21 protein-coding genes and 4 pseudogenes are annotated in these 26200 nt (G+C 59.5%); 18 read left to right on the forward strand and 7 right to left on the reverse strand.

Going from position 1 to position 26200, the window contains the following annotated elements; genetic code table 11:
- Positions 1-209 precede the first annotated feature (209 nt).
- From C0Z19_RS26780 to C0Z19_RS26790, 4 genes are all read left to right on the forward strand, one after another.
- Positions 210-3086, forward strand: a complete 2877-nt coding sequence (locus C0Z19_RS26780; protein WP_158243070.1) for an RHS repeat-associated core domain-containing protein — start codon at positions 210-212, stop codon at positions 3084-3086.
- A 690-nt stretch (positions 3087-3776) separates the two neighbouring features.
- Positions 3777-4040: a PAAR domain-containing protein gene (locus C0Z19_RS26785; protein ID WP_102612868.1), complete on the forward strand. Its 264-nt coding sequence runs from the start codon at positions 3777-3779 to the stop codon at positions 4038-4040.
- Positions 4041-4227: 187 nt separating this feature from the next.
- Positions 4228-4839, forward strand: coding sequence for a hypothetical protein (locus tag C0Z19_RS28835; protein WP_233196299.1), 612 nt, complete (start codon positions 4228-4230; stop codon positions 4837-4839).
- A gap of 30 nt (positions 4840-4869) precedes the next feature.
- A complete protein-coding gene (locus tag C0Z19_RS26790; RefSeq protein WP_233196300.1) occupies positions 4870-5742 on the forward strand; it encodes an AcrVA2 family anti-CRISPR protein in 873 nt (290 codons plus the stop codon).
- Positions 5743-5800: 58 nt separating this feature from the next.
- Here the strand turns inward: C0Z19_RS26790 and C0Z19_RS26795 are convergent.
- A pseudogene (locus C0Z19_RS26795) lies at positions 5801-6820 on the reverse strand (IS30 family transposase).
- Positions 6821-7615: 795 nt separating this feature from the next.
- Between C0Z19_RS26795 and C0Z19_RS26805 the strand changes: the two are divergent.
- Complete coding sequence (locus tag C0Z19_RS26805) at positions 7616-8665, forward strand: Fic family protein (RefSeq protein WP_102612869.1); 1050 nt, start codon at positions 7616-7618, stop codon at positions 8663-8665.
- 111 nt (positions 8666-8776) lie between these two features.
- Here C0Z19_RS26805 and C0Z19_RS26810 read toward each other — a convergent pair whose 3' ends face one another.
- Positions 8777-9409 (reverse strand): class I SAM-dependent methyltransferase, encoded by a 633-nt coding sequence (locus C0Z19_RS26810; RefSeq protein WP_102612870.1) that lies wholly within the window; start codon positions 9407-9409, stop codon positions 8777-8779.
- Between the two features lie 277 nt (positions 9410-9686).
- Between C0Z19_RS26810 and C0Z19_RS28375 the strand changes: the two genes are divergently transcribed.
- The gene (locus C0Z19_RS28375) at positions 9687-9845 is read left to right on the forward strand and encodes a hypothetical protein (RefSeq protein WP_158243071.1); all 159 of its coding nucleotides are present in this window, start codon (positions 9687-9689) and stop codon (positions 9843-9845) included.
- 52 nt (positions 9846-9897) lie between these two features.
- Positions 9898-10227, forward strand: a pseudogene (locus C0Z19_RS26815) (type II toxin-antitoxin system VapC family toxin); the annotation flags it as partial.
- Between the two features lie 449 nt (positions 10228-10676).
- On the opposite strand, the gene C0Z19_RS26820 reads toward C0Z19_RS26815, so the two are convergent.
- Complete coding sequence (locus C0Z19_RS26820) at positions 10677-11390, reverse strand: autoinducer binding domain-containing protein (RefSeq protein ID WP_175084116.1); 714 nt, start codon at positions 11388-11390, stop codon at positions 10677-10679.
- Positions 11391-11993: 603 nt separating this feature from the next.
- On the opposite strand from C0Z19_RS26820, the gene C0Z19_RS26825 reads away from it, so the two are divergent.
- Both C0Z19_RS26825 and C0Z19_RS26830 read left to right on the forward strand, forming a co-directional pair.
- Entirely contained in the window at positions 11994-13202 is a 1209-nt protein-coding gene (locus C0Z19_RS26825) for a multidrug effflux MFS transporter (RefSeq protein WP_102612871.1), read from the forward strand.
- Positions 13203-13362: 160 nt separating this feature from the next.
- Positions 13363-13479, forward strand: a pseudogene (locus C0Z19_RS26830) (transposase); the annotation flags it as partial.
- A gap of 67 nt (positions 13480-13546) precedes the next feature.
- Here the strand turns inward: C0Z19_RS26830 and C0Z19_RS26835 are convergent.
- Positions 13547-14464 (reverse strand): LysR substrate-binding domain-containing protein, encoded by a 918-nt coding sequence (locus tag C0Z19_RS26835; RefSeq protein ID WP_102612872.1) that lies wholly within the window; start codon positions 14462-14464, stop codon positions 13547-13549.
- Between the two features lie 192 nt (positions 14465-14656).
- On the opposite strand from C0Z19_RS26835, the gene C0Z19_RS26840 reads away from it, so the two are divergent.
- From C0Z19_RS26840 to C0Z19_RS26860, 5 genes and pseudogenes are all read left to right on the forward strand, one after another.
- Positions 14657-15316, forward strand: a complete 660-nt coding sequence (locus tag C0Z19_RS26840) for an RraA family protein (RefSeq protein ID WP_102612873.1) — start codon at positions 14657-14659, stop codon at positions 15314-15316.
- Between the two features lie 29 nt (positions 15317-15345).
- Positions 15346-15486, forward strand: a pseudogene (locus tag C0Z19_RS26845) (RraA family protein); the annotation flags it as partial.
- A gap of 38 nt (positions 15487-15524) precedes the next feature.
- Complete coding sequence (locus C0Z19_RS26850; RefSeq protein ID WP_102612874.1) at positions 15525-16742, forward strand: pyridoxal phosphate-dependent aminotransferase; 1218 nt, start codon at positions 15525-15527, stop codon at positions 16740-16742.
- Positions 16743-16824: 82 nt separating this feature from the next.
- Positions 16825-17631, forward strand: coding sequence for an alpha/beta fold hydrolase (locus tag C0Z19_RS26855; protein ID WP_102612883.1), 807 nt, complete (start codon positions 16825-16827; stop codon positions 17629-17631).
- Between the two features lie 39 nt (positions 17632-17670).
- Positions 17671-18804, forward strand: a complete 1134-nt coding sequence (locus tag C0Z19_RS26860; RefSeq protein WP_425330322.1) for a branched-chain amino acid ABC transporter substrate-binding protein — start codon at positions 17671-17673, stop codon at positions 18802-18804.
- Between the two features lie 337 nt (positions 18805-19141).
- On the opposite strand, the gene C0Z19_RS26865 is transcribed toward C0Z19_RS26860, so the two are convergent.
- Both C0Z19_RS26865 and C0Z19_RS26870 read right to left on the reverse strand, forming a co-directional pair.
- Positions 19142-20560, reverse strand: a complete 1419-nt coding sequence (locus C0Z19_RS26865) for an MFS transporter (protein ID WP_158243072.1) — start codon at positions 20558-20560, stop codon at positions 19142-19144.
- Between the two features lie 10 nt (positions 20561-20570).
- Positions 20571-21680: a porin gene (locus tag C0Z19_RS26870; RefSeq protein WP_146012160.1), complete on the reverse strand. Its 1110-nt coding sequence runs from the start codon at positions 21678-21680 to the stop codon at positions 20571-20573.
- 424 nt (positions 21681-22104) lie between these two features.
- Between C0Z19_RS26870 and C0Z19_RS26875 the strand changes: the two genes are divergently transcribed.
- Both C0Z19_RS26875 and C0Z19_RS26880 read left to right on the forward strand, forming a co-directional pair.
- On the forward strand, positions 22105-22677 hold the full coding sequence (locus C0Z19_RS26875) for an NADPH-dependent FMN reductase (RefSeq protein WP_102612884.1): 573 nt from the start codon (positions 22105-22107) through the stop codon (positions 22675-22677).
- Positions 22678-22755: 78 nt separating this feature from the next.
- Positions 22756-23214, forward strand: a complete 459-nt coding sequence (locus tag C0Z19_RS26880; protein ID WP_102612878.1) for a DoxX family protein — start codon at positions 22756-22758, stop codon at positions 23212-23214.
- Positions 23215-23464: 250 nt separating this feature from the next.
- On the opposite strand, the gene C0Z19_RS26885 is transcribed toward C0Z19_RS26880, so the two are convergent.
- Positions 23465-24406, reverse strand: a complete 942-nt coding sequence (locus tag C0Z19_RS26885) for a LysR substrate-binding domain-containing protein (protein ID WP_425330323.1) — start codon at positions 24404-24406, stop codon at positions 23465-23467.
- A 103-nt stretch (positions 24407-24509) separates the two neighbouring features.
- On the opposite strand from C0Z19_RS26885, the gene dsdA reads away from it, so the two are divergent.
- Together dsdA and C0Z19_RS26895 are read left to right on the forward strand one after the other, a co-directional pair.
- Positions 24510-25838 carry a D-serine ammonia-lyase gene (gene dsdA / locus C0Z19_RS26890; RefSeq protein ID WP_102612880.1) on the forward strand — a complete coding sequence of 443 codons (1329 nt, stop codon included), beginning with the start codon at positions 24510-24512 and terminating at the stop codon, positions 25836-25838.
- A gap of 166 nt (positions 25839-26004) precedes the next feature.
- Positions 26005-26200 (forward strand): ABC transporter permease subunit (locus C0Z19_RS26895; RefSeq protein WP_438947156.1); only part of this gene is annotated, 196 nt, incomplete at its 3' end.

Here is a 26200-nt window from a genome sequence, read left to right on the forward strand (position 1 = left end):
GGCGATACGCGTACCACAAGCATCTGCTCACAAGCTACGAGACGCCTGCTGGTGCCACGTTCGTGTCTGAGTGGCAGGGCGATACGCCTTCCGCGCGCTGTGTGCGAACCTATGGCTACACGCGGGACGAGGACGGTAAGCCCATCGTAACGCGCGAGACGCGGCTCGAATATTTGCCGGCCGCGCAGAGGACGCGAGTCACGGATGCCTTGGGCAATGCGACGACGTACCGTTACAACGGACTGTGGGCGATCGACGAGGTCATTCATCCGGACGGCAGCACGGAGAGCACTGAGTTCGACGAAAAGGGAAATGTCTCAGCGCGCGTTGATCCGTTGGGGCGCAAGACGCAAATCGTCAGCGACGAACGCGGCAATCCAATCGCGATTCGTGACGCTGCAGGCTATCTGACGCGGATTGAGTACAACGACCAGAACCTGCCCACGCGCATCACCGACCCGGCCGGCCAGATCTGGCAGCGCGAATACGATGGGCAGGGCCATCTGATCAAGGAAATCGACCCGCTCGGAAACACAACGTCAACCGAATTCGAACAGGGGCTGCCGGTTGCACGCACCGACGCGTTGGGCAACGTCACCCGCATGCAGTGGAATGACGCGGGTCTCCTGGTTGCGCACACCGACTGCTCGGGGTTCACGACGCACTACGCCTACGATGACTTCGGTCGGCAAATCAGCCAGACCAATGCGCTCGGACAGACCAGCAAGACGCGGCTAAACGCAGCGGGACAGCCGACGATGATCGAGCCGGCTGGATTGGGACGTTGGCAGATCGCGTACGACGACGCAGGGCGATCGATTGCCCATACCGATCCGCTCGGGCGCACCGAACACGTCGAATGGGATGCTTACGAGCGGCCGCTTGGCGTGACCGACGCCGCTGGCGGGACGCATCGATTCGAATGCGACGGTCTCGGCAGGTTGGCGGTCCTAACCAACCCGAAGGGGGAGCGCTGTACCTTTGCTTACGATGCACGTGGAGGCCTTGCCGAGCAGATCGGCTTCGATGGCCGGCGCCAGCAGTTCCGCTATAACACGGCGGGCGAAATGGTCGAGCGAATCGATTCTGGCCAGGACGGGCAACTGACGACGATGCTGCTCTACGATAACCGCGGGAACTTGATTGAGCGGCGGTTCGGCGACGGTACGCAGACCACGTTCGCTTATGACGAGCGTGGGCTGCCCACACAGGCACGCCATCAGCCTCCCGTAGGCGAGGCGTCGCAAATCACGTACGAGTACGATGCCGCCGGGCGAAGCACGGCGGAAATCCAGGCGCATCACGGGCGAGTATGGCGGCTGCAGCACCAGCTCGATGCGCTGGGCAATCGGAGCGAGACGCATATCCCCGGCGCGGGCACCCTGGCTTGGCAGCGCTACGGCAGCGGTCATGTTCACGGCATCCTGCTCGATGGCGTGTCGCTCGCGAGCTTCGAGCGCGACGCATTGCATCGCACGATCCTCAATACGCAAGGATCGATTGCGCAGCTTCTGGCATACACCGAGGCGGGACATATTGCGTCCCAACGACTGCAGGATCTGGACGAGCGTGGCCAACCGCGTGCGGAGCCGCGGCCGTGGCGAGCGTGGGAGTACGACCCTGCAGCGCAACTCGTTAGCCTGAAAGATGCTTGGCGTGGCGAGAAGCAGTACAGCTACGACCCGCTCGCGCGGCTGGTTGGCGTCGCACGCCAAAGCGGCGGGGAAGCGGTTTCAGATGTGACGAGCGAAACCTATCGCTACGACCCGGCAGGTAACTTGCTGGCTCGGGTGGTGGGGGACGGTGTTTCGGAGGCAACGCTCGCACCAAACGCACCAAATGCCCCGAACGCGGTCGGCGATCGCTTGATGCAGTTTGTTGACGCGAACGCAGCGACGCGGATGCGATTGGGATTTGTCTACGACGGGCATGGCAACCGGACCGAGCAAACCACGCAGACTGCGACGGATGTGCTCGTCGCGAAACCATCGGGCATGCTCGACCGGCTGTTGTCGCGGCAAGAGGTTCCCGAGGTGCATACAACCGCATCTGCATTAGAAGTGACGCGTTATCGCTACGATGGTGCGCATCAACTCGTCGGTATCGAGCATGCGGATGGGAGCCGCACGGAGTATCGATACGACGCGGTGGGGCGACGGATCGCTAAGCTCCACGCGCCAGCCGGGCAGCAGCAACGCATGACGCTGTTCGTGTGGGATGGTGACTGGATGCTGCAGGAAGTGCATGCCGGTGCGATGGCGTGCGAGGATGCCGCTGTGACCTACATTGCCCACCCCGACCATCAAGGGCCGCTCTCGCAAGTGTCAGGTGGGAAGCGTTATCACTACCTGAACGATCACCTCGGCACGCCGCAGGAACTGGTCGACGACGCGCGGAACGTCGTGTGGGCCACTGACGTCGATGGTTACGGCCTAACGCGGCACGAGCTTGTTGCGGAGGTCGACAATCCGATCCGCTTCGCGGGGCAGTACTTCGATCGCGAGAGCGGGCTCAGTTACAACCGCTTTCGGTACTACGACCCGCAAGTGGGGCGGTACATCAACCAGGATCCTATTGGATTCGCCGGTGGAGATAATAGCTACGAATATGCATTAAATATGCCTACGCAAGCATACGATCCGGTGGGGTTGTTTGTTCCGTTGGTTGTTTTCGCTGGGTTGGGGGCGAAAGCTCTATTTGGCGCGGGAGTCGAAGTCGGAATGCAAGCGGGGAAGCAGGTGCTATTCCAAGCGTGGGAGAACTGGGAAGAAGGGCAGCCGATCACGGATATCAAATGGACGTGTATCAAGGTGAACTGGAGTCAGGTCGGGATGTCTGCTGCTTTCTCCACTGTGGCGCCAGGCTTGGGAGCTACGAGAAAGGTGGTATCAAAGTCATTAAAATCCATAAACACCCTGTCTGGTCAGGCTGCAAATACGGCAAACCGTGCTGCTAAATTGGCATCAAGAAAATCTGCACACAAAAATTCCATTAAGGATGCCGTAACAGCTCAAGCAGCTTGGCAGGCGAGTAAGACGGCTGCTAAATGCGTTGTCGCGGGGCAAGAAGATGAGTGCGAAGAGTGATCTATGAAGCGTTTCTTTATATTTTTTGCTATAGCTCTTCCGTTTGCATTTTTGGCGGAATTTTTGGAGGCAAAGCTTGGTGACTCATGGCGAACTGTGTTGGTCTTTTGCGTGGTTTTGTTGTTGGTGAGGGTGTTGGTATATTTTTATAGGAGGCTAAAGGGCATTCCTGATAATTTCCATGAATAGGCCATGCCGGATGTCCAGTGTCGGATGATTGTGATGAGGTGAGTCACTGAGGTTTAATAACAGATTTAGCAAGGTTAATATTTATTGCGTGCTTACATTTATTGGGGGGTGCCATATTGGTATCTAAAGTCGGCTTTAGGCGTACTTCCTTTTGTGTCCGTTTACATCCTGTACGCTTCGGTTGTTAGATTAATCGCTGAGAAATTTGGAAAAAAATGAGGGGTGTCCGCATATCTGCTAACGCATGTAGCGTGTAGCGTGCAGCGTGTTGCGTGTTGCGTGTTGCGCATCTGCGGATGCCACGTTTTGCGGCGCACTCGAGTGTCGACCCCGGTCGCAAGCCTTGGTACACCGACCACTCATAGCGGTGAAGTGGCCTCGGCCAGTGCTGGTGTCGTAGCCGACGCTCGCCCCGCCATCAAAGCGGCAATAGGCCTTGTTGTCGAAACGTGGCTGAGTTGAATTTGTCGATTTGTTGTGCCAACTGAAGCACTTATCTCTATGAAACCCATTATTCGCAAAGGCGATTCTACGGATCACGGGGGCACCGTCCTCGACGGCTTCGCCACTTCGAATCTGGATGGTAGGCCCGCCGCGGGTGTAGGCCACATGGTCTCATGCCCGCAATGCAAAGGTAGCTTCGCAATCGTCCAAGGTTCAAGCCAGTACGTGATAGACGGCCGCGCTGTGGCACTGGATGGCATGAAGACGGCGTGCGGTGCCTCGCTGATCGCCAGTCAGCAAGGATTTCTTGCGAGCGAATGACGACGCACTTATGTCCACAGCACGACAACGCAATAGAAGACAGCTCGCCGCCACCTCCTCGGCGAGCGAGAACTCAACGATGATCCGGGCGGATTCGCGTAGACGGTCTATTGCGGATGCCCCACTGCCATTGGTCCACGTATCGGATGACGGTGCGTTGAGCGTGCGCTTCCAGGAAGGCGGACGGATGAGGTTACCCGGCGGCCCGCTACGAAGCACGAAGTCGCTCTTCTGTCTCGCGCTGTGGGGCTCGCTGGAGCTTGGCGGCAAGCCGGTCCGCTCCACTGGGATTGTGCCCGGCGTTTCCGTACGCATTGCCGCCGGTCGGGGGCCGGTGGACGATGAGGAGGCAAGTCGCTTAGCCAAGCGGACGTGGCAGGCCGCCTATTCTCGCCTGGGTGACTGGATTGCTAATGGGCCGCGGGCGTCGTCGACGCTCGGGATGTCAGCGCTCGATGGCCTGCAAATCGAATTTGCGTGGGATGGTGTCAAAGACTTGTCGCCAGGCGCCATGCAGATCGAGGTGGAATACACGAAAGCGTTCGCTCGGGCTTACGCGGCATCGCGCGCACATCTGCTGCTCATCAAGCTTGCCGCCGGTGAGGCAGGGCCGCCAATCACGATCGAGACGAGGCCGCTGCTCGGGTTGATCCGTCATGCGATGCAAAAGACGGCACGGGCAGATCACCCACTCTACGCGCGGCTTCCGATCCCGGTCCGGTACCGCGCATCCGGGGCGATCGAAGCGTGGAGGCAAGTGCTAGAGGCGGCGGGCCCGTCCGGTGCGGATTTCACGTAGCGGCTGACGTCCGAGCCGCTCGGCGACCTGATGCATAACTTCCCGCAATATCTGAAAACGTGGGCGCGGGGTAATCCTTCATGCATTGGCGACGACGACGACCTCGGGCGTGCGCAGCGCAGCGTCATCTGGCAGGCGTTCAGCGCCAGCCGTGGCGCGCTCTATGAGCCGACGCCGGGCCTGCACCGTCTTCTTGACGACGCTTACATTGCCGACGACGTCCCGACGGCTATGATCCGGTTGCCCGTCGACACGCTATGCATCGTCCCCGATCCGTCGTGGTGGGGCCGCAGGAACGGCGTCGAAGCGATTCTGCTGTTTCGTCGCCGAGTAAAGGTGCGCGGAGAGATGGCCGACGTGCTCAGTTGCCAAACATGGGGGCGTCGAGGCGCAGGCGAAGAGCGTCGCATCACGCTGGAACTGATGGAATTTGTGATCGCCGGCACCGAACAGACTATAAAGAGATTGTTTGACAATACGCCGGATCTGCGACGGACATCGAGTGATGGCGCTGATAGACTCGCCTCGGGCACGCGCCCCTACTGGGAAAGCGTGCTCGACTATGCGATCAAGATGCTTCTGTATCTGACGGTGCGCGATGCGCACGTTGTTTACGACCGCGCCTACACGGAAGCTTCATGTGATTTCAGCGGACTGGGCAAGCGCCGGCGGGGCGAGCGGTTGGCCGAGATCGAGCAGTTGTATGACCGGTATGTCGTGGGCCCAGCTGTCCTCGACGCCGAGGCTGCGCGGACGGCTCCAACCGACGGCGAGCATTGTGAGGTGCGTGGTCACTGGCGCCGCGCGCACTTCCGGATGCAGCCTCATGGGCCGCAATCGTCGTTGCGCAAGCTCGCGTTCATCGGGCCGACGATCGTGCGACCGGATCGGCTCGGGCTGTAGCGTGTCCGATTGCGAACTATTGATGGAAAACATGCCGACCGATGGGCGGTCTCAAGAATCAAGTGCAACGTTTAGCCAATCCGGCGGCGGCCAATTCCATCGCCATCACCTCTTCAGGAGTTTTCCAGTTGAGGGTTTGACGAGGACGGCCGTTCATCAATTTGGCAATGTCGTTCAACTGCATCTGCGTCACGCTTGAGAGGTCCGCGCCCTTGGGCAGAAACTGACGCAACAGGCCGTTAGTGTTCTCATTGCTGCCCCGTTGCCAGGGGGCGTACGGACCGCAAACCAGATGTCCAGATTCAGCCGCTTGGCCAACTCGACATGACAGGTCATTTCCGATCCGCGATCGTACGTCAGACTCTCACGCAGAAAGGGCCGGCAGCCTCTTCATCTGGCGTGTGAAGCCTTCCAGCGCGTCTTTGGCCGTGCAGCCGTCCATGCGGCACAGGACCACGAACCGCGTCTTGCGCTCGACCAATGTGCCGACGCAAGAACGATTGAAAGCGCCTTTGATGAGGTCGCCTTCCCAATGACCCGGCCACTGGCGCGTCTCGATTTGCTCAGGCCGATGGATGATGCGCAGTTCATCCGGCACGAAACTCTTGCGCGCCAACGTCTTGCGCGTGTTGCCGCGCATCGGCTTTTCCTGGCGCAGGGCTTCGATCATGGCCTGCTTCAAACCACCGCGAGGATGGGTATAAATCGCTGCGTAGATCGATTCGTGACTGACGCGTTCGTTAGGGCTGTCGGGATGCATCTCGCGAAGTCTGGCAGCAATTTGCTGCGGCGACCCGCGCCGATAAACCAGATCATGATGTACCTGCCAATACAGCCTACTTCCGCCCGCCAGCTTCGGTTGACGCCCGCTCTGCTCACGGCGCGTCCGGTACGCTCGGGCCGCGCTCGTGGCGTCATAATCGCACGCCGATTCCGCGCAATTGCGCGCCAGCTCCCGCGTGATAGTCGACGCACTGCGACCCAGCAATCTCGCAATCGCCCTGACACTCGTGTTCCTGGCCCGCTCGATCATGATGGCCGCGCGCTCTTCAGCGCTCAGATGCATGTATTTCTTCATCGCAACACCCTACCTCATTCCACGTGTTGCACTTGAATCTAGAGACTAAACTCCGGCAATTCCCGGCGCGTCCAAACGTTGCATCGGGGCACGACTGTTGACACGCCGACTCGAATCGCAACAGCGCGAGGGTGTGATCATCGGCAATTTGCTGAACCTGTGGAATTCGTTCGGCAGGCCCGTTTGCGTCAAAAATGCATAGTTGCGCCCACAACCAACGTGGCTCCTACTCTGCTGAACAAAGCCGCCTGTGGCCAGGATTGGCAACGAAGGGGTTCAAGCGGGCCAGTGGGCCCGAGAGTGTGACGAAGAGGGTTCGTGCGGCCCGCCGGGCCGAGGGTAACGAAGGGCCGGTGGTAAATCGGGGGCTTCGCCTCTTGCGGGCCGAATCCCACGATTGAACATAACGCGGACATTATCCCCCGCCGGTGCCCTGTCAAAGCCAGATTCAAATGTCCGGCCGCGGATAATGCAGAGTTATGTCTTGCGGCCTCGGCACCAAAGCATGGCGCTAGCGCGCAAGGGGATTCGTGGGCCGCAGATGCGGCCAAAGATTAGGACTACGAAGGAACCATAGCTAGGCGCTGGCGCGCAAAGAACAAAGCTAGGGTCAGCGTTGCGGCCGGACGAACAAAGAGATGCGCCCCGCTCGGACACCGTTCGCCTCCAAGGGCTTACAACACAAGATCACCAAGCTAAGGCTTAGGCGTCAAAAGTGGCGGAAAATTGGGTGTAAATGGGTGTTTTTATGGGTGTGATCGGTAAATGGGTGTAATTGGGTGTAGTATCGGGTGCATGCTGAATACCGACACTTTCCTGATCACGCCCGAAATCCTGAGCCTGATCGCCCGTATCGACGAATTCAAGGGCGCGTGGCGCGCTTTGGGCACGCTCGCGCCCGAGCGCCTATCCGCGTTGCGCCGCGTGGCCACGATCGAGAGCATTGGCTCGTCGACTCGCATTGAAGGCAGCAAGCTGTCGGATCGCGAGGTCGAACGGCTGCTGTCGAATTTGGAGATCAAGTCTTTTAGTACGCGCGACGAGCAGGAAGTCGCCGGCTATGCCGAGCTGATGGATCTGGTGTTTTCATCTTGGCAGGACATCCCGTTCACGGAGAATTACCTCAAGCAGTTACACCAGATCTTGCTCCGCTATAGCGAGAAGGATGTCCGGCATCGTGGTCAATACAAGACCAATTCCAACAGCGTTGCCGCTTTTGACGAAAACGGCGTCCAGATCGGCATCGTTTTCCAGACTGCGTCGCCCTTCGATACGCCGCGCCTGATGACGGAGCTGATGACCTGGGTGCAGTCGGAACGAGAGTCGCGCAGATTGCATCCCCTTCTCATCGTCTCCGTATTCGTGGTCGTGTTCCTAGAGGTCCACCCATTTCAGGACGGCAACGGGCGGCTCTCACGGGCGTTGACGACCTTGCTGCTACTTCAGGCTGGCTATGCCTACGCACCCTACAGCTCGTTGGAGAGCGTGGTCGAGATGAACAAGGAAGCCTACTACCTTGCTTTGCGTCAGACGCAGGGCACGATCCGCACTGAAGCGCCCAACTGGCAGCCCTGGCTGACGTTTTTCTTGCGTTCGCTGGCCGAGCAGGTTCGCCGGCTCGAGAAGAAGGTCGAGCGGGAAAAACTAATCCTGGCGACTTTGCCCGAACTGGCCCTGCAAATCGTCGACCTAGCGCGGGAGCACGGGCGGGTAACGATCGGTGAGATCGTTATGCTGACTGGAGCGAGCCGCAACACGCTCAAACAGCACTTACGCACCTTGGTCGAACGCGGCTACCTGAACCAGCACGGCGCGGGCAGGGGGGTCTGGTATGAACTGCGTTGAGCTCGCCGCTCTTGTCGATGGCGTGACCTTCGTGGTCGAGGTTCTGCGCCGGGGCACACGCTTGTCTGTAGGCCGTAGCCGTTTATCTCTTTCGCCAACATGCCTGACACGTTAGGAGACCGGCTTGCGCCACACGCTGGCGAGCCAAGGCTGTTGCTCGCGGGGCAAGCCTGCGGGCCGGTAATAGTGTTCGAGTTCGAGGAATCCCGCGCTTGTCATGTATCGGCGCCATGCTTCGAGATCGTGAAACGCGCCGTAGCGGCCGTGGTTCCAACCTTCCTGATTCGCGCCGCGTGGATTGGAGCTGAATAGCACGCCGCCGGGCTTCAGCGTCGAGTGCAATTGCCGAAGTACGCGCGCCAAATCCTGACTCGGGACATGGAACAGAGAGGCGTTGGCGAAAACGCCGTCAAAGCGGGCGGCCGGCAAATCGAGGTGCAGAAAATCCTGCTGCCACACCTCGCAGCCGGTCTCGTCGCGCGCCATCGCGACGAAGCGTTCGGCACCGTCGAGGCCGACCGCGCGATGGCCCAGCGAGGTGAAGGCTTTGAGATCTCGCCCTGGCCCGCAGCCAAAATCGAGGATCGCAAATGGCGGCTCGACAACGATATGATGCAGTAGCGCATCGATGTTCTGCGAGACGTCGTGGTCGCGCGTACCTTCTCGGAAATCTTCTGCATGCGTGTTGTAGTGCCGCAGCGTAATGGCAACGATTCGTTCGAACTCGCGAAGTGTGAGGGGCATGGGGACGCGACTCCAATACATAGCGGGAAATGCGAAATCTTCGAGCAGGCCGAACCGAAACGGCGGTGCTGGCGCCCGTCGAACACGCAATGTTGGGATACCACGAACTGGTTTCACACGCTAAGTATGACTGAGCAGCAGTTGAACTGCTCTCCGGTCAGTCTCGAGACGACACGTTTGATCTCACAACCTAGTTGCGCGGGGAGGTGCGGCCTAATGGATAGCGTCACGCGTCACGCAGAACGGTCGGTCAAGCTCATTTATTTGACCGCCCCTGATGTGTAAGGAAGCGCTCACCGAGCGATTCTTGTTCGAGCGGTACAGCGTGTTGGAGGTTGCCCCAGCTGCGAAGAACAAGGTCCAGGAAGTCAATCGGCAAGGCGCCATTCTCGGTGGCTCGCCGCTCACCAGCGGACTGACGCCGGCACCGGTATGATCGTCGTCGAATTGGATGAGCGGGGCGCGTGACGCTTCCAGTTCGCAGAAACCGCTTTGCGCAATGCTACGTCGGGGACGTGGTGATGTCCGCAGTGACCTATGCTGAACTGGAGTTCGGTGTCGCGGTATCAGCGAACCGGGCGCGGGAACGCCGCAATCTAGCGGCTCTGATCGAGGACATCCCTGTGGCCCGGTTCGACGCCGCGGCGGCAATGGCCTATGGACCCGTGCGCGAAGCGACGCGCGAGCGCAAGAAGGACGCGCTTGACAAGCTGATTGCCGCGCATGCGATCGCGCTGGACGTTATCCTTGTCACCCATAACGAGCGCGATTTTGCGAGCTATCCCCGTATCAAGCTCGAAAATTGGCTCAACGGATAGGAAAGCCGGCGCATTGCCGACGTTCAAACAGTAGTGGTCTGCGGTGGCGGTAGCGGGGCCTCCGATTGGGGGTAGGGTTGTGGGTAGAGCTGGGCTGCCGAAGTGGAAGCCATAACTGGCGCGGCTTTGCGGCCGACATTTGTCTCACCCTCTCTCCGCCAGTCAAGCTTCTCAGGCGTTCTCGCCGATTCCCAGGAAATCTCGCTCAGCCTTATCTGGCGGGCGTTTTCTTGGCATCCGAGTTCGGGTGGCCTCCTAGCATTACCCGGTGAATCACCGCATGGTATGTGGGTAGATTCGTTGTTAGGCGCTGAGACCAAGCAACGGGTCTGTGTTGGCACCGACTGGCCTTGCTGTTCTCACTGTTCGCTGTGGCGCTGTTCAGTCAGCCCCGTACCGCCATCGCGCGAGGAACCCGCGACCTATCCACCTGTCCCATGCTGCATGCGCTAGCAAAGGAACCCCAGCGCCGCAGCACGGGCTACCGCGGCGGTCTTGTTCGCTGCGCCCAGTTTGGTTACCGCGTTCTTGGTGTGAAATTTCACCGTCTCCATGGAAATGTGCAGGATTTCGCCGATTTCAGACGCTGTCTTGCCATCCGCGTGCCAACGAAGGATCTCGATCTCCCGCGCGCTCAATTTCTGCGGCGTGTCTCCCAAGGCGCGCGCGCGAAATACGTGACTGAGTGCGGCGTGTGCGAGGTCGGCCAAGCGCCTCATGCTCAGTTCCTTTGCTTCAAGCTCGGTCGCGCTAAGCGGCTCGGCGGATCTTGCCAGCGTCAGCATGCCACCGCCGCCTGCGCGGTCCAGGGTCGATTGAGCCCAGCCGACGACCAGGCCGTGCGCGTTGGCTTCTTCCCAGAGATCATGCGTGTTCTCGAACAATGAATCCCTCCAGACGATCGGAACCTGACTCATTTGCGCATGCAGTACAGTTGGATCGATGTTCACATAGCCGGCGCTGTTGTATCGATCACACCAAGCTTTCGGATAATCGCTAATCATGATCGTGCGGGGGTTCGTAAAGGGAACGGGGGATCGGAACCCATACGTGCAATATTCGAATCCCAATTTGAGCGCTTCCGTTCTCAGTACCGTGAAGATTTCGTCCGGAGTTGCCGTGTCATTCAAATTCAGTAAGATCTCTGTATATTCGGACGGCATTACATACTCCAAAGCAACTTCATTTCATATTTAGCGTTTCTTCCGAAGCGCCAACAAACCGCCTACCCGCGAAACCCAAGACACGCTGCGACGAACCCGTGCTATCCGAAGTGCCCGGCATGCTCGGACGATTCCGATTGGTACATCCGTTCTCTTCGGACAAAATGGCGAGCGTCTTGGGATGCGATGTTTATCATGATCGTGCATCTTCATGCAAATTCAATTGGAATTGTCTCGCAAGATGCATCCATGCACGGCCAGTTCAGTCGATGCCCATGTTGCCCGGATGCGATCGTTGAAGCGCAACTCAGTGGAATTATTGAGATATGCGTATCGTCATTTTGAAATCATTCCGTGCGATTTACTTGATCGCGCGACGGCCTACGCTTTAGGGTAGTTTCGCGGAGGCGTCCCCTTCTGTTCAATGGAGGACTAGCTCAATCGACGTTCGTGCGCGTCGGTACACGGCGGGTGTCGCGTCGTGCGCTGGATGCACGCCGTCGCCACGCAGGTTGGCGAGTGTGGTGACGTTCTGCCTGCCTACGTGCGGATCGGCACGGCGCACGAGGCCATCGGGCACGATCAAGCAACAGGGAAACGTTCATGCATGCTCGCGCGAGCCAAGTTGGCGCGCTTTATCCGAGGTGGCTGATTTTTGTCGGTCTCGTCACGGCGCTCGGACCGATATCAACCGACATGTACTTGCCGGGATTTCCGGCGATATCAACTGCGCTCGGCGTTTCGCAAAGCCTGGTCCAGTACACGGTGACAGCCTTCCTTGCCGGTGTTGCCATCGGCCAACTGCTGTATGGTCCCTTGAGCGACTGGATCGGGCGGAAGCTGCCGCTATGTGTTGGCATTGTCGTTTACGCTGTCGCGTCCGTCGGATGCGCTCTGGCCGAGAACATCTCAGTCTTGATCGCGTGGCGATTCGCGCAAGGGGTAGGTGGTTGTGCGGGAATCGTGATCGGACGTGCGATGGTCCGAGATCGCTTCGGCTCAGTGGGCTCTGCCAAGGCATTTTCGCTGATGATGCTGGTGGTGGCGGTCGGACCCATGATTGCCCCGGTGATCGGCGGATGGCTGACTGGATTCGGCTGGCGCGCGATTTTCGCGGTTCTGGCGCTATTCGGCGCGTTTCTTGCCGCGAGCGTCGTGAGCTCAATCGAAGAAACGCTTGTGGCAGAACGACGCACTCGCGGCGGCGTGGCGCAGGTGTTTGCTCAGTACCGAACGATGTTCAAGAGCACCCAGCTGCTTTCGTACACCGTTGTGGCTGGCTTTATGCAGTCGGCCTTGTTTGCCTATGTCGTCAGTGCGCCGTTTGTTTTGATCGATGTGTATGGCATCCCCCCACAGTACTTTGGCTTCGTTTTCTTTGCCAACACGGCTGGCCTGATTGCTGCATCCCAGATTAATGCAGCGATCGTTGGACGATTCGGTCCAGAACGAATACTCGGCATTGCGCTGCTGTGGCCAGTGGGATTGTCGATCACGCTGATTGCGGCACTGCTTCTCGAGTTTTCGTCGATATACCTGGTGTTGTCTGTGCTATTCGGATTGCTCGTCGGTCACGGTTTCATCAGCCCCAACGCCGCCGCACTGGGGCTGTCGAAACACGGCGAGCAGGCTGGAACCGCGTCTGCCGTCATGGGCGTCACTCAATTTGGGCTCGGCATCGTAACGATTTTCATGACGAGCCTATTCGAGGCGACATCGGCGTTGCCGTTGGCGTTGGTGATAGGAGCCTGTAGTTGCCTGGCGCTCGCTTGTCACCGTTTCGTGGCACGCCCGGCGCTGAAGCGGTCCTGACGCGGCCGTAGGGTGTTGGCCGCCGGCACCGCCCAACTGTTCGAGGTCCGTTGAGATCAGCGTTCTGCAAGGACGGCTGGCACCGGTCGCGTGACCCCGATGTGCAGTGTCCGGCAAGCGGGATCAGAAGTAGAATTTCCAGCAAAGGGAGTTCTACGCAATGACGAAGTCGAAGTTCACGGACAGCCAGATCATGGCTGCGCTCAACCGTGCGGAAGCTGGCCTGGCGGTACCGGAGATTTGTCGGGAGCTGGGCATTAGCACGGCGACCTTCTACATATATGGACTGCGCCCAATAGCAAACGGAATCGGAGCCGTAATTCGCTGAGGCTGCCGTAACCAGCTCATTTCCTGGCTGCGCCCATTCTTCGTTTTAACCAGGAAACGGCTTCGTCGACCATCGGATGGTGGCGGTTCGTATTCCACACCAGTGCCGCTGTGACGACCATCACCTTTTCCTTCAACGGTCGGACGACGACATTCTCCGGAGCGAGTTTGCGCATCGACGACGGCACGAGCGCCACGCCTTGGCCGCAGCCGACATAGGCGATCTGTGACGTCACCGAACGCACCTCGTGCATGACGCGCGGCGTGAGTCCATGCGAGCGGCAGACAGACATCAGCATATCGAAGTAGACCGGGCTGACCTGCCTGGAAGACATCACCAGCTGCTCATCCGCGAGCGCCCGTAGCCGTACGCTCGGCAGCGCGGCGAGAGGATGATCCTTCGGAATTGCCACGGCCAGACGGTCCTCTGACAGCGGCATCGTTGCGATTCCATTACGCACCTCTCCATCGACGCGAACGAAGGCCAAATCGAGTTCCCCGGCCTCGAGCGCGGGAATCGCATCGACGCTGTCGATTTCACTGACAAACACCGTCAAATCTGGATGCGCTTGCTTGAGCGCATCCAGCACAGGAGGGACGGTCTCGAGCATTGCAGAAGTGATGGCCCCTACGTGCAGTACGCCCGACTGGCCCGCGGCAACCTCCCTGATGACACGTTCCAGTCGTTCGACTTGGCCGGCGAACTGTTGCACGGCGGGCAAGATGGCGGCCCCCGCGGGGCTGAGCTGGGTGCCTCGACGTGAACGATAAAAAAGCTGCAGCTTCAGCGATTGCTCCAGCACCTTGATCTGTTCAGTCAGCGGCGGCTGAGACATGTTCAGGCGCTTCGCCGCCCGCCCGAAGTGCTGTTCCTCGGCAACCGCGAGGAACATCCACAGGTGTCGTATCAGTCTGAAGTCGATCGTATTGCTCATGCTTGAACCGTCTCCATGTGAGGGGCGTGGCGCGCACGCCTCACGCAGCGATCATCACTTTGAGCGATTTTTACCCAAAGGCGTCGCACGTTCTGTATTCCTAAAAGGATATCAGACAGATACCAAATCAGAAATTTACTTATCAGCGTGACGACGCGACGATTGCCGCACCTGTTCACGGAATTCAGCGCAATGAACCAGACTTTCATTCTTGAACGCCTCGCATCACTCGACACCAACACCGTCTCCGATGCGCTTGATTTTCTGGGGCTACCCGGTGCCACCTACGGTCTGCGCCCCCTATGGGATTGCCCGAAGATCGTCGGGCGCGCCAGCACCATCCAGCTTGGCCCGAAAGCCGACGCGAAGCCTACCGTACACCTGATTTCGCCGGTCATCGACGCCGTGGCCAGCGACGACCGCGTGCTCGTCATCGCCGGTGGCGTCGAGGGCATCTCATGCTGGGGAGACATCCTGGCCAACGCCGCCACGTCCAGGAAGGTGCGTGGTTCGGTCATCGACGGCCTTAGCCGCGACATCGAAGGTAGCGAATCGATTGGCTATCCCGTCTATGGCCGTGGCATCACGATGATCAGCGCCCGCAACCGCGTGATTCAGATTGACTCGGGCAAGCCTGTCCAGATGGCCGGCGTCACGGTACGCGAGAACGACTACGTGATCGCGGACCGCTGCGGCGCGGTTTTCGTGCCGGCGGACCGCATCGAGGACGTGCTCGATCTCGGCGAGCGCATTGCACGCCGCCAGGACGGGATGGTGGCCGCCGTGCGCACCGGCCGGTCGGTCGCGGAAGTCATGCACGACAAGGAATTCGAGGCCATCGCGGCCCGGTAATCGGACATTTTCCTCCCGGAGTCTTATCTATGACGAATCCCCTGAAGGCGAGCGCGGAAGACCAGGAATTGATCGCGTTGTTCGCGGGCCTCGATACGCCCTGCGTGTCAGATGCGATGGACAAGCTGGGTCTACACGGACAGGCGTTGCGCATCATGCCGCTGGCTGACTTGGATCTGATGGGCCTCACGAACTGGAGGGGCGCGTGATGATGGCGGCGGGATTCGGATTGAATCGTTTCCTGGCGGCGGCGCGGCCGTCGGCAACTTACAAGGTGATGGATCGTGTGGCCGCGCGTCGCGCAAGCGGCGCGACGGTCATCTCGCTGAGCGCGGGCGAGCCCGATTTCGACACGCCTGAGTACGTGCGCGAAGCCGGCATGGCTGCGATCCGCGCCGGTCACACCCGCTATACACAAGTGGCGGGATTGCGCGCGCTGCGCGAGGCCATCGCCGCGAAGTTCCAGCGCGAGAACGGTCTCGACGTCGATTGGCGATCTACGCTGGTGTGCAGTGGCGGCAAGCAGGTGATCTTCAATGCGCTGGCCGCGACGCTGAACGAAGGTGACGAAGTGATCGTGCCGGCCCCGTACTGGGTCAGCTATCCGGAGATCGTGCAGCTTTGCGGCGCGAAGTCCGTCATCGTTGCGTGCGGCGCCGACAGCGGTTTCAAGCTCACGCCCGACGCACTGCAGGCAGCGATCACGCCGCGCACGCGATGGCTAATCCTGAACTCGCCGTCGAACCCGACGGGGGCGGTATACGGCCGTGCCGAACTGCAGGCGCTGGCCGAGGTGCTGCTCGCGCACCCGCAGGTGTTGGTGTTGTCCGACGACATCTACGAGCACCTGATCTTCGACGGCGTCGAATTCTTCACGATCGCCCAGGTCGAGCCGAGGCTGCGTGAGCGCGTGCTGACGATGAACGGCGTGTCCAAGGCGTACGCGATGACGGGCTGGCGGATCGGCTTCGGCACGGGTCCGGGCTGGTTGATCGATGCAATGGAGAAACTGCAGGGGCAGCAGACCTCCGGCGCATCGACGATCTCGCAATATGCGGCGCTCGCCGCGTTGACGGGGTCGCAGGACTTCATCCGGCAGTCGCGCGTTGCGTTCCAGCGTCGGCGCGATCTCGTCGTCGAGCAGATCAACCAGGCGCCCGGCATGCGTTGTGATGTGCCGCAGGGCGCGTTCTACGCGTTTGCGTCGTGCGAAGCGCTGATCGGCAAGACGACGCAGGCGGGCGCACATCTGGCCAGCGATGAAGCCGTGGTGAACGCATTGCTCGACGAGGCCGGGGTCGCGACGGTGCATGGCAGTGCGTTCGGGCTCGGGCCGTATATCCGGATCGCGTATGCGCTCGACGACGAGTCGTTGTCGGGCGCATGCCAGGCCATTCAGGATTTTTGCAGAACGCTCACGGGTTGAACATTGCCGCGGTTCGCGGACCCGGTTGCCTTCAATGAATCGAAGCCGAATCGCGGTGATGCTTATGTGCAAGGTGATTTCGATGATTAAGGAATTTATCCGGTCGCAGTTTCAGTTCAACGTTGACGGCACGGCGCTGGACGTCTCGGCGATTCATCGCGACGGCGACCAAGCGCCGATCGTGTTTCTGCATGGCTTCGGCTCCACGAAAGAGGACTATGCCGATATCGTGCGCCACGCGGCATTTGACGGGCATCCGTTCGTCGCCTATGACGCGCCAGGCTGCGGCGAAACCCGCTGTGCCGATCTATCGCAGATCAGTATTCCGTTTTTGGTGAAAACTGCGCGGGCGGTGCTTGAACAGGTCCGCTTCGATCGCTTCCATTTGATCGGGCACTCGATGGGCGGGTTGACCGCATTGATGCTCGCGCACCAACAGCCTGACAGTGTGCTGGGCTTTGTCGATATCGAAGGAAATATTGCGCCAGAAGACTGCTTTCTGAGCCGACAGATTGTCGACTATCCGCGGGACGGTGCCGAACGGTTCTTCGACGACTTCATCGAGCGAACCCGGCATGCACCCGCGTATGCGAGCGCGCTGTACGCCGCGAGCCTGCGTCACAAGGTTCGGGCTGCAGCGGTGGGTGGGATCTTCCGTTCGATGGTCGACCTATCGGACAACGGCGACTTGATGAGCAAGTTCCTCGGGCTTCCGTTCCCGAGGATGTTCATGTACGGCGAGCAGAACGCGTCGCTTTCGTACCTGAGCCATATTCGCGAGCGGGGCGTCGTGCTGGCCGAAATTCCTGATTGCGGACATTTCCCCATGTATTCGAACCCGGTGCTGATGTGGAAGGCTATCGCCGCGTTCATCGGGCAACGAAATTAGTGGTGCAACTGATGGAGGAGACTATTGATGAAGTTCAACATGCAAAGACCGCTGCCGATCGCCGCTGCGACTGTACTTTTCGCGACGATGGCGAACCATGCGTTGGCCGATCAGACCGTTAAGATCGGTCACGTGGCGCCGTTGACCGGGCAGATCGCTCATCTCGGGAAGGACAACGAAAACGGTGCGAGATTGGCGGTCGAGGAGATCAACAAGAAGGGGCTGGTGATCGGCGGCCAGAAGATCACGCTGGTGCTCGATACGCAAGACGACGCCGCCGACCCCCGGACGGCAACGCAAGTCGCTCAGAACCTGGTCGACGATCACGTTGTCGCGATAGTAGGTCACCTGAACTCGGGCACGTCGATTCCAGCATCGAAGATTTATAGCGATGCGGGCATCGTGCAGATCTCACCGTCGGCGACCAATCCCGTCCTGACGCAGCAGGGCTTCAAGACGACGTACCGCCTCGTGGCGACGGACGCACAGCAGGGTCCGGCGCTCGCCAACTATGCGGCGAAGAATCTGGGCGTGAAGTCGGTTGCAATTGTCGACGATGCGACGGCATACGGGCAGGGTCTTGCGAACGAATTCGAAAAGAGCGTGAAAGCGCTCGGGTTGACGGTGGTGTCGCACGATGCGACCAACGACAAGGCGGTGGATTTTCGCGCGATTCTGACGAAGATCAAGGGTGAGAATCCGGATGCGATCATGTACGGCGGCATGGACGCGACGGGCGGGCCGTTCGCGAAGCAGGCGAAGCAACTGGGGTTGCGCGCGAAGATGCTCGCCGGCGACGGCTTATGCACCGAAAATCTGACGGACCTGGCGGGTGCGGCGACCGACAACGTGATCTGCTCGCAGGCGGGCCTTGCACTTGAGAAGATGCCGGCAGGCAAGGCGTTTCAGCAAAAATACGAAGCGCGCTTTCATCAGCCGATTCTAATCTACGCACCTTTTACGTATGAAGCCGTGTATATCATCGTCGATGCGATGAAGCGTGCCGATTCGACTGATCCAGCGAAGATTCTCGCCAAAATGCCGAGCACGGATTACACGGGCGTGCTCGGTGAAACGACCTTCGATTCGAAGGGCGACCTCAAGCACGGCGTGATTTCGCTGTACAACTACAAGGCCGGCAAGAAAACGCTGCTCGACGTCGTCAACATGTAACGACACCGCGAGCCGATGTGCCAATACGGGTCGCCGTGTGGCGGCCCGTCGTACAACCGCAGGCGCCAGACGGATTTGGCCCAGTTACGGCAGGGAGAACACGATTACCAGAAGCTTACGGATGGAAAGCGAAGGCGACTTCCCTCCGCGCGAGGCGTCCAGAGCCGCGGTGTCCAACGTGGCGGGCCTACGGCCGTTCACGATCGCGGGTTCGTTGGAATGCGAACCGGCGACGCAGACACCCGGCCTCGCGGATCTGTTCTGCCAATGAGCTGAATACGCCCTACGTCGGGTTGCCTTCGAGGCTAGACTGCATGTTGCTCATCGCTCTGGACGGCTAGCTGCGCGCATTGCGCACGCCTCGGGCAAGCATCAAGCAACCGAGCGCGAGGGCATTCGCCGCAGCGGCATAGCCGCCGATCGTCCAAGAGTGTCCCGTCTTTGCCAAGAGCGCCGTTGCGATGATCGGGGCGAAACCGCCACCGGCCACAGAACCGAGCTGGTAAGCGAGCGAGATGCCTGTGTATCGCACCTTAAAGGGAAATTGCTCGGTCAGCATCGCAGGCAAGCATCCAAAGCAGACGCATGGCGCGGTGATCGCCATCAGACTGCCGACTGCCGCCAGTGCCAAATTCCCCGAGTCGAACAAAGGGAACAATGCGAGCGCGGAGCAAATCTGGAGGACGTTTCCAATGCCGATGATCCGTTTGAAGCCGAAGCGGTCACCTAATCGAGCGCAGTACACCGTGACGGGAATCGAAATCACGCTGCCGCTGATGGCGATCAGCATCAGCGAAGAGCGGTCGTAGCCGATGTGCGATGGACCATACGACAGCGTGAATGCATACACCATGTAGCTCAGAACGCCGGGGGCGCCGGCAATGACAAGGCACTTTAGCACTGTCGACGTATGGGTGCGAAGCACTTCGACGAAAGGGACCACTGCGGGCTCGTGCTCGACGGCCCGCTTGAATAGAGGGCTCTCTTGCAAACGACGCCGCACGTAGAGCCCAATCCCCATCAGAACCACGCTGCTGAGGAACGCGAGTCGCCAGCCCCAAATTGCAAAGGCATTCCCCGTGAGGGCTAAGAGCCCCATCAGCGCCATATTCGAAAGTACCAGCGCGACGGCTGGTGCAACGCCGGGGCCTGCGGCGTAAAGCGCGCGCCGATCCGCAGGCGCGTATTCGATCGCCATCGAAACCGCACCGCCCCATTCGCCTCCCATGGCAAGTCCTTGAATGATCCGCAGCGTCACCAGCAGCGCCGGCGCGGCAGGACCAATTTGGGCGTACGTAGGCAGTAGCCCGACAGCTACAGTGGAGCATCCCATGATGAACAGCGTGACGACTAGCATGCGCTTTCGGCCAATCCAATCGCCGAAATGACCGGCAATGACGCCTCCCAGCGGGCGTGCAACGAATCCGACCGTAAATGTGCCGAGCGCTGCAAGCTGCGTGACCAGAGGATTTCCTGCAGGGAAATACAATGGCCCGAAAACCATGGCTGCACAAAGCGCATAAATAAAGAAGTCATACCACTCGAGCGTCGTTCCGATCATGGTGGCAAGCACGACTCGCCGCGCCTCTTGAGCCATGACTGACGTGCCTTCGTTGCGATGATCACGGACGCTGCTTGGCGCTTCACTACTCAACTCTCTCATCGCTTCTCCTCCATTGGGTTTGGTGTATGGCTCGTACCTAAAACGACCGGACTGCGAGCTGAAAACGGCGCGTGGATAACGTTCGTCGGCCATCTCGCGTTCTTCAGAACTTGTGCCGAAGTGCGATCCTGAAGACGCTCTGCGTACCGGAGGACGCGGCGCCAAGGGCGAAAAGTTGCGCGGCCAACGGAGTCCCATCAATGTTCGTGCCGGACGCACGCTCCACAGCGAACGTTCCGTAGGCGTCGGTTCGTTTTGACAACGCGTAGGCGGCAGACACGGAGAGCGTGGTCAGGTGCGCGTGATGATCCGACACGTCGGTGTGCGAGATGTCGCCCCCAAGTGTCCAAAAGTGAGCAACAACCGATTTAACGCCCAGTTCGTACGTCCGAGCTTTCGTGTCCGCGTCCCTGAATTGCGCTTGCGTAAACAGTGCAAACAGCAGCGACGACCCAATCTCGTAGCTTCCTCCGACGCCGTAGGTTTGCAGGGCGTCGTTGGCGTTGGTGGTTGTAAATGGATTGGCAGTCGATGCCAAGATTCCCGCCGTGCCTATGGGGCCGTTCACTTTCATGTATCCGGCGCCGATGCTCAGCGGGCCCTGGTCGTACCCCACGCCGAAGCTCCACGTGCTTTGTGCGGTGATGCTTCCGGGCTGTCCCCCGAACCCGAAAAGCGCGCTCGCGCTGAATCCGCCCAACAGCGGCGTGGTGTACTTGATCGAGTTCGAGATGGGAAAGTTAAGAACACGATCGTAGTTCCCCGGATGTGCCGAATAGTAGGCCGGGCCGTACACGAGCATCGATGCCGTGTATTTGCCCAAGTAGTCGACCATGCTGGCGGGTTGAAGGCCCAGCGAAACCGAGCCGGCGCGTGTAACCAGGCCGACCCTGGCTTCGCGGCTCCAGAGCGTACCGGCTGCTCCAAGCGCGCCATTTGCCGCGTTGAATCCATTTTCCAGTTTGAAGATGGCCTGCATGCCGTCGCTCAAGTCTTCCGTGCCGAGTAAGCCGAAACGTGACTGCTGAAGCTCACCGCTAGTTAGCTTGAGCGATGCCCCGTGCCCTTCGTTGGAAACGTAGTCGACGCCCATATCCATCAGGCCATACAGGGTGACCGATGCCGATGCCGGTCGAGCTACGGCCATTGCCGCGCCGAGCGATGCAAAAGCCACGGCGAAGCGACGCAGCGTTGGTTGATTCGATGACTTCAATTTCGTCTCCGATACGAGCACGTCGGTGCTCTTTTTATGAATAGGTAGGTGATGGTCGCCAGGACCTACCTGACCGAACGCGGATAGGCGATGCGTTGAACGCCTAGCTCTGCGTCTTCTTGCGCCGTGATGCGAGGAAGCGGCACCTCCGGCGCCAATAGTCGAGCCCACCAACTCATTCTCAGCGGTATCCCGCGATGTTCGGTTTCAATGCGATCGTTAGCATTGAAAAGTTTAAGCCGCGCGGAAGACGCTGTCAATGTTGGGAATGATCTATGTTCCATACCTCGGAGCATACAAATCCCCTCGGTATTTATCGCGCGCAATCGCCAATAACATACGTAGGCCGATTTTCGAAACCGCGTCGCAACACCAGAACATATGCTATCGTTCGCATTTATTTGTTCGATCAAGGGAGGTGATGATGAAAATGATTCGTCTTGTCGGGGTGTCTGGCAGCTTGCGTCGTGGGTCGAACTGCACAGCCGTTTTGAGGACGCTTCAGGAATCGCTAGGCCGCGAATCGTTAGGCCACGACGTTGAAATGTCGCTGGCGCGGCTCGACGAACTCCCTTTGTACAATCAGGATCTCGAAGGAGCATTTGCGCCAGAATCTGTCCGGGTATTCAAGGACGAGATCGAGGGCGCCGACGGACTCGTGATTTGCTCGCCGGAGTACAACTTCGGCATGTCGGGTGTGTTGAAGAATGCACTTGATTGGGCTTCTCGCCCCGCCTTCGCCTCTCCGTTGAAAGGCAAACCCGTCCTTCTCACTACATGCTCGCCGGCCGTCACGGGCGGGGCACGCGCGCATTCGCAAATGCGCGACACCCTGGCGGGAACATTATCTCGCGTGGTCGCGTGCCGGCCGGTGGTGATCGGCACGGCGCATACGAAGATTCAAGATGGGCGGCTCTCGGATGAGGCAACCATCAAGTACGCACTTGAAGCTATTGGCGCGCTCATCGCGGACATCGCCGCATTGCGTATCGCTTAGTGCGCCGCATGACTCGTCATCGAACGAGGCGAACAGATCATTGCCTGATCACATCAGGCGGGCAATAGGAGAAAAACGATGTCCCGACAAGTCGATTCTGCTGTCATCTTTATCGCGCGCGTCGCGCTTTCCCTATTGTTCCTGTGGGGTGGCATCGAAAAGGCCATCGGTTACGCCGGCTTTGTCGCTTACTTGCAGGCCAAGCACGTTCCTCTCGTGCTTGTCGCGGCCCCGATCGCAACGGTAGTGGAAATTCTTGGCGGCATGCTGCTCATCGTCGGATTCCTGACCAAACCATTGGGGCCGGCCATGGCAGCGTTCACGCTGCTGTCCGGCGTACTTGGGCATGACTTTTGGAATGCGCTCGATCCGGCCATGCGCCACGCCGAGATGATTCAATTTTGCGAGAACGTCTGCATAGCGGGCGGGTTTTTACTACTACTCGTGACCGGAGCAGGTGCAATTAGTATCGATGCGGTACGCGTAGCGAAGCCTCGATTGCTCGAACCCCATGAGCAAAAGGACGTCATGTCGTAATTGCGCTGTCGCTCGAAGAACATCGTCGCCGAGCGCGGGATCCGCATCGATCATTCGATCGTGCATCGCTCGCCGTACCGGTGTTGGAGAAAGCGTTTCACCGTCGCAAGTGTCCGGTTGGGAAGATCCGGTTGACCCGCCATGAGGGACTGGGTGCTCGGCCGTGTTTGGAACTTCAAGCTAGCGTTTTCGACTGCCGTTGAAACCACAGCCTCGCCGTGCGGCCCAGGTCGTGCGCGAGGTATTCGCGTCATTCGGAAAGCAGTCGCATTCGTGCTTCATCGAAGCGCTTGCATTCGGCTTTGAGCCAGTCCGAAAAAACGGCGACGCGCTGATCGTCGGGCTTGCGGGAAAGAAGCATATAGCGTGCTGGCGCTTGCACGTGCTTCCCGAACACGTTGACGAGTCGTCCGCTCATGATTTCGTCGTAGACCAAGGCGGTGCGGCCCATGGCAACACCCTGATGGTTCAGCGCGGCGGAAATGGCAAGGCTAGAGAGATTGAACTGCGGCCCGTCCAGATGCTCGGCCCATTCCGTATGTGCCGCCTCCAGCCAGGTGTGCCACTCGACGAATTCGGTAGCGCCGACCCACGGCGCGGCGTCGTGCAGCAGAACGACGCCATCGAGCGACCGCCCCGTAGCGAAGGACGGATGCTGCGCGAGGTATTGGGGGGTTGCGACTGGAAACAGATACTCGTCCAGGATGACGTCGGCGTGTAGCCGACTGTATTGGATCGGGTCGTAGCGCACCGCCACGTCGATATCGTCGGTATCCATTGCGTGCCGATCCAGCATCTGGAACTCCGCTTTCAGACGGACCAAGACGTTCGGCTGCTGCTGGTGAAATTCCATCAAGCGCGGCATCAGCCATTGTAGTGCAAGCGACGGCAGACAACTCACCTGCAGTGGCGCGTTCGGCATGCCGAGTTCTTGCAGCGTCCGATTGATGTCGATAAACGCTCTCGACATTGTCTCGAAGAGAATTTCGCCCTTTTCGGTCATCTTCAGTCCGCGCGCCTGGCGCACGAAAAGCGGGTAACCGAGACGGCCTTCCAACTGACGGATTTGCTGGCTCACGGCGCTTTGCGTCAGGTTGAAGGCCTGCGCGGTCTTCGTGAAACTGAGGCGGCGGCCCGCCATTTCAAAACAGAGTAGCGCACCGAGGAGTGAGCCATCCAGTCGCATAGTCATTAGGTTGGTTAATGTGTCCATTAAAAATCAGCGCTTTTTTGGCTACCCTGAAAATCCTAGTATTCCAGCTCGAAAGCCGTCTAACGAACCCAGAGCCGACCAAATGATCGCTGCGCTTCAATCTACAGAGTTATTAGCTGAACTGCAATCACGCCGACCGCTGCTGTGGCTGAACCCCAATGCCGGCAGCGAATTGCCAAAGGACTCGCCGTCACACGGCCAGATTGCTGCGGCTGAAGCCAGGCTCGCGCGCTGCGAGCCACTGATGGCGGAACTCTTTCCGGAACTCGCGGAAGGCGGGGGAAGAGTGGAGTCACGCCTGATGCCGGCGGACGACTTGCAGCGAGCCTTGTCACGTTCAGGCGAAAAGCAGGGAAGATGGTTCATCAAACGTGATGACGCACTGCCGATCGCTGGTTCCATCAAGGCGCGCGGCGGCTTCCATGAAGTGCTCGCGTTTGCGGAGTCAATTGCAATCGAGCATCGGCTGCTCGAGCCCTCTGGAGATCGACGGGTCCTGGCGTCAAGCGTTGCGCGAGCGCTGTTTGCGCAGCACACCGTGACCGTCGGCAGCACCGGCAATCTCGGCTTGAGTATCGGTGTGATGGCGGCGGCGCTGGGGTTCGAGGCAGTCGTTCATATGTCCACGGACGCGAAGCAGTGGAAGAAGGAGCGCCTAAGGAAGCGCGGGGTGCGGGTCGTCGAGCACGACGGTGATTATGCAGAAGCCGTCGCAGCCGGCCGGTCGCAGGCGCAGGGCCTGCCGCGTTGTCATTTCGTTGACGACGAAGGATCCTTGATGTTGTTTCTCGGCTATGCCGCGGGTGCGCGCTATCTGGCCGCGCAACTCGCCGAGGCGGGCCGCATCGTCGATGCAGCGCACCCGCTCTTCGTCTATATCCCGTGCGGCGTTGGCGGTGCGCCAGGCGGAATCACCTACGGCCTGAAGGCGTTGTTCGGTGATCACGTGCATTGTTTTTTTGCCGAGCCCGTTGCGTCGCCATGCATGCTGGTCCAGCTTGCGGCCGGTTGCGATAAGCCGGTATCCGTTTATGACGTCGGCCTCGACAACCGTACCGAGGCCGACGGCCTTGCAGTCGGACTGGCATCGTACCTTGTCAGTCCCTTGATGGTGTCGCAATTGTCGGGCGTATTCACGGTAAGCGATGAACAGCTCTACGCGCAGTTACTCGCGGTTCAACGAGCTACGGGGGTGGAACTGGAGCCTTCCGCAACGGCTGGCATCGGAGGCCCTGGCTGGCTAGCGCGATCGCCCGGCGGCCGCGACTACGTGCGCAGCCTCGATGTCGACATGTCCGGTGCGACACACGTGATCTGGGCTACGGGCGGATCTCTCGTTCCTGCTGAGGAACACCGCCGCTTCCAGGCGCATGCGAAAGCGCTCGCTGGTCTTGCACCGATTGGCTACTGACCGATAACTTCATCTTCGAAGCCGACAGGGCGCACGATTAACCCAAACACGCGTCAGACGGGCGAACCGGCATAAGAATGCCGGCGCCCACAGGGAATGAGGGCACTCATCTGTTTTTCCTCAGTGCCGTCCTCCCGACGGCCTCACTACCAAGGCAGAGAATTACGTGGATATCTTGATCCAGCAGATCCTCAATGGACTGGTGCTTGGCAGCGTCTACGCCATCATTGCACTGGGCTACACGATGGTGTACGGCATCTTGGGCATCATCAACTTCGCTCACGGCGACGTGTTGATGGTCGGTGCGATGGTCGCGTTGTCGACCATCAACGTGCTGCATAACCACTTCCCCGGGCTCGGCA

This window comes from Trinickia soli (assembly GCF_002879855.1).
Taxonomy (GTDB): domain Bacteria; phylum Pseudomonadota; class Gammaproteobacteria; order Burkholderiales; family Burkholderiaceae; genus Trinickia; species Trinickia soli.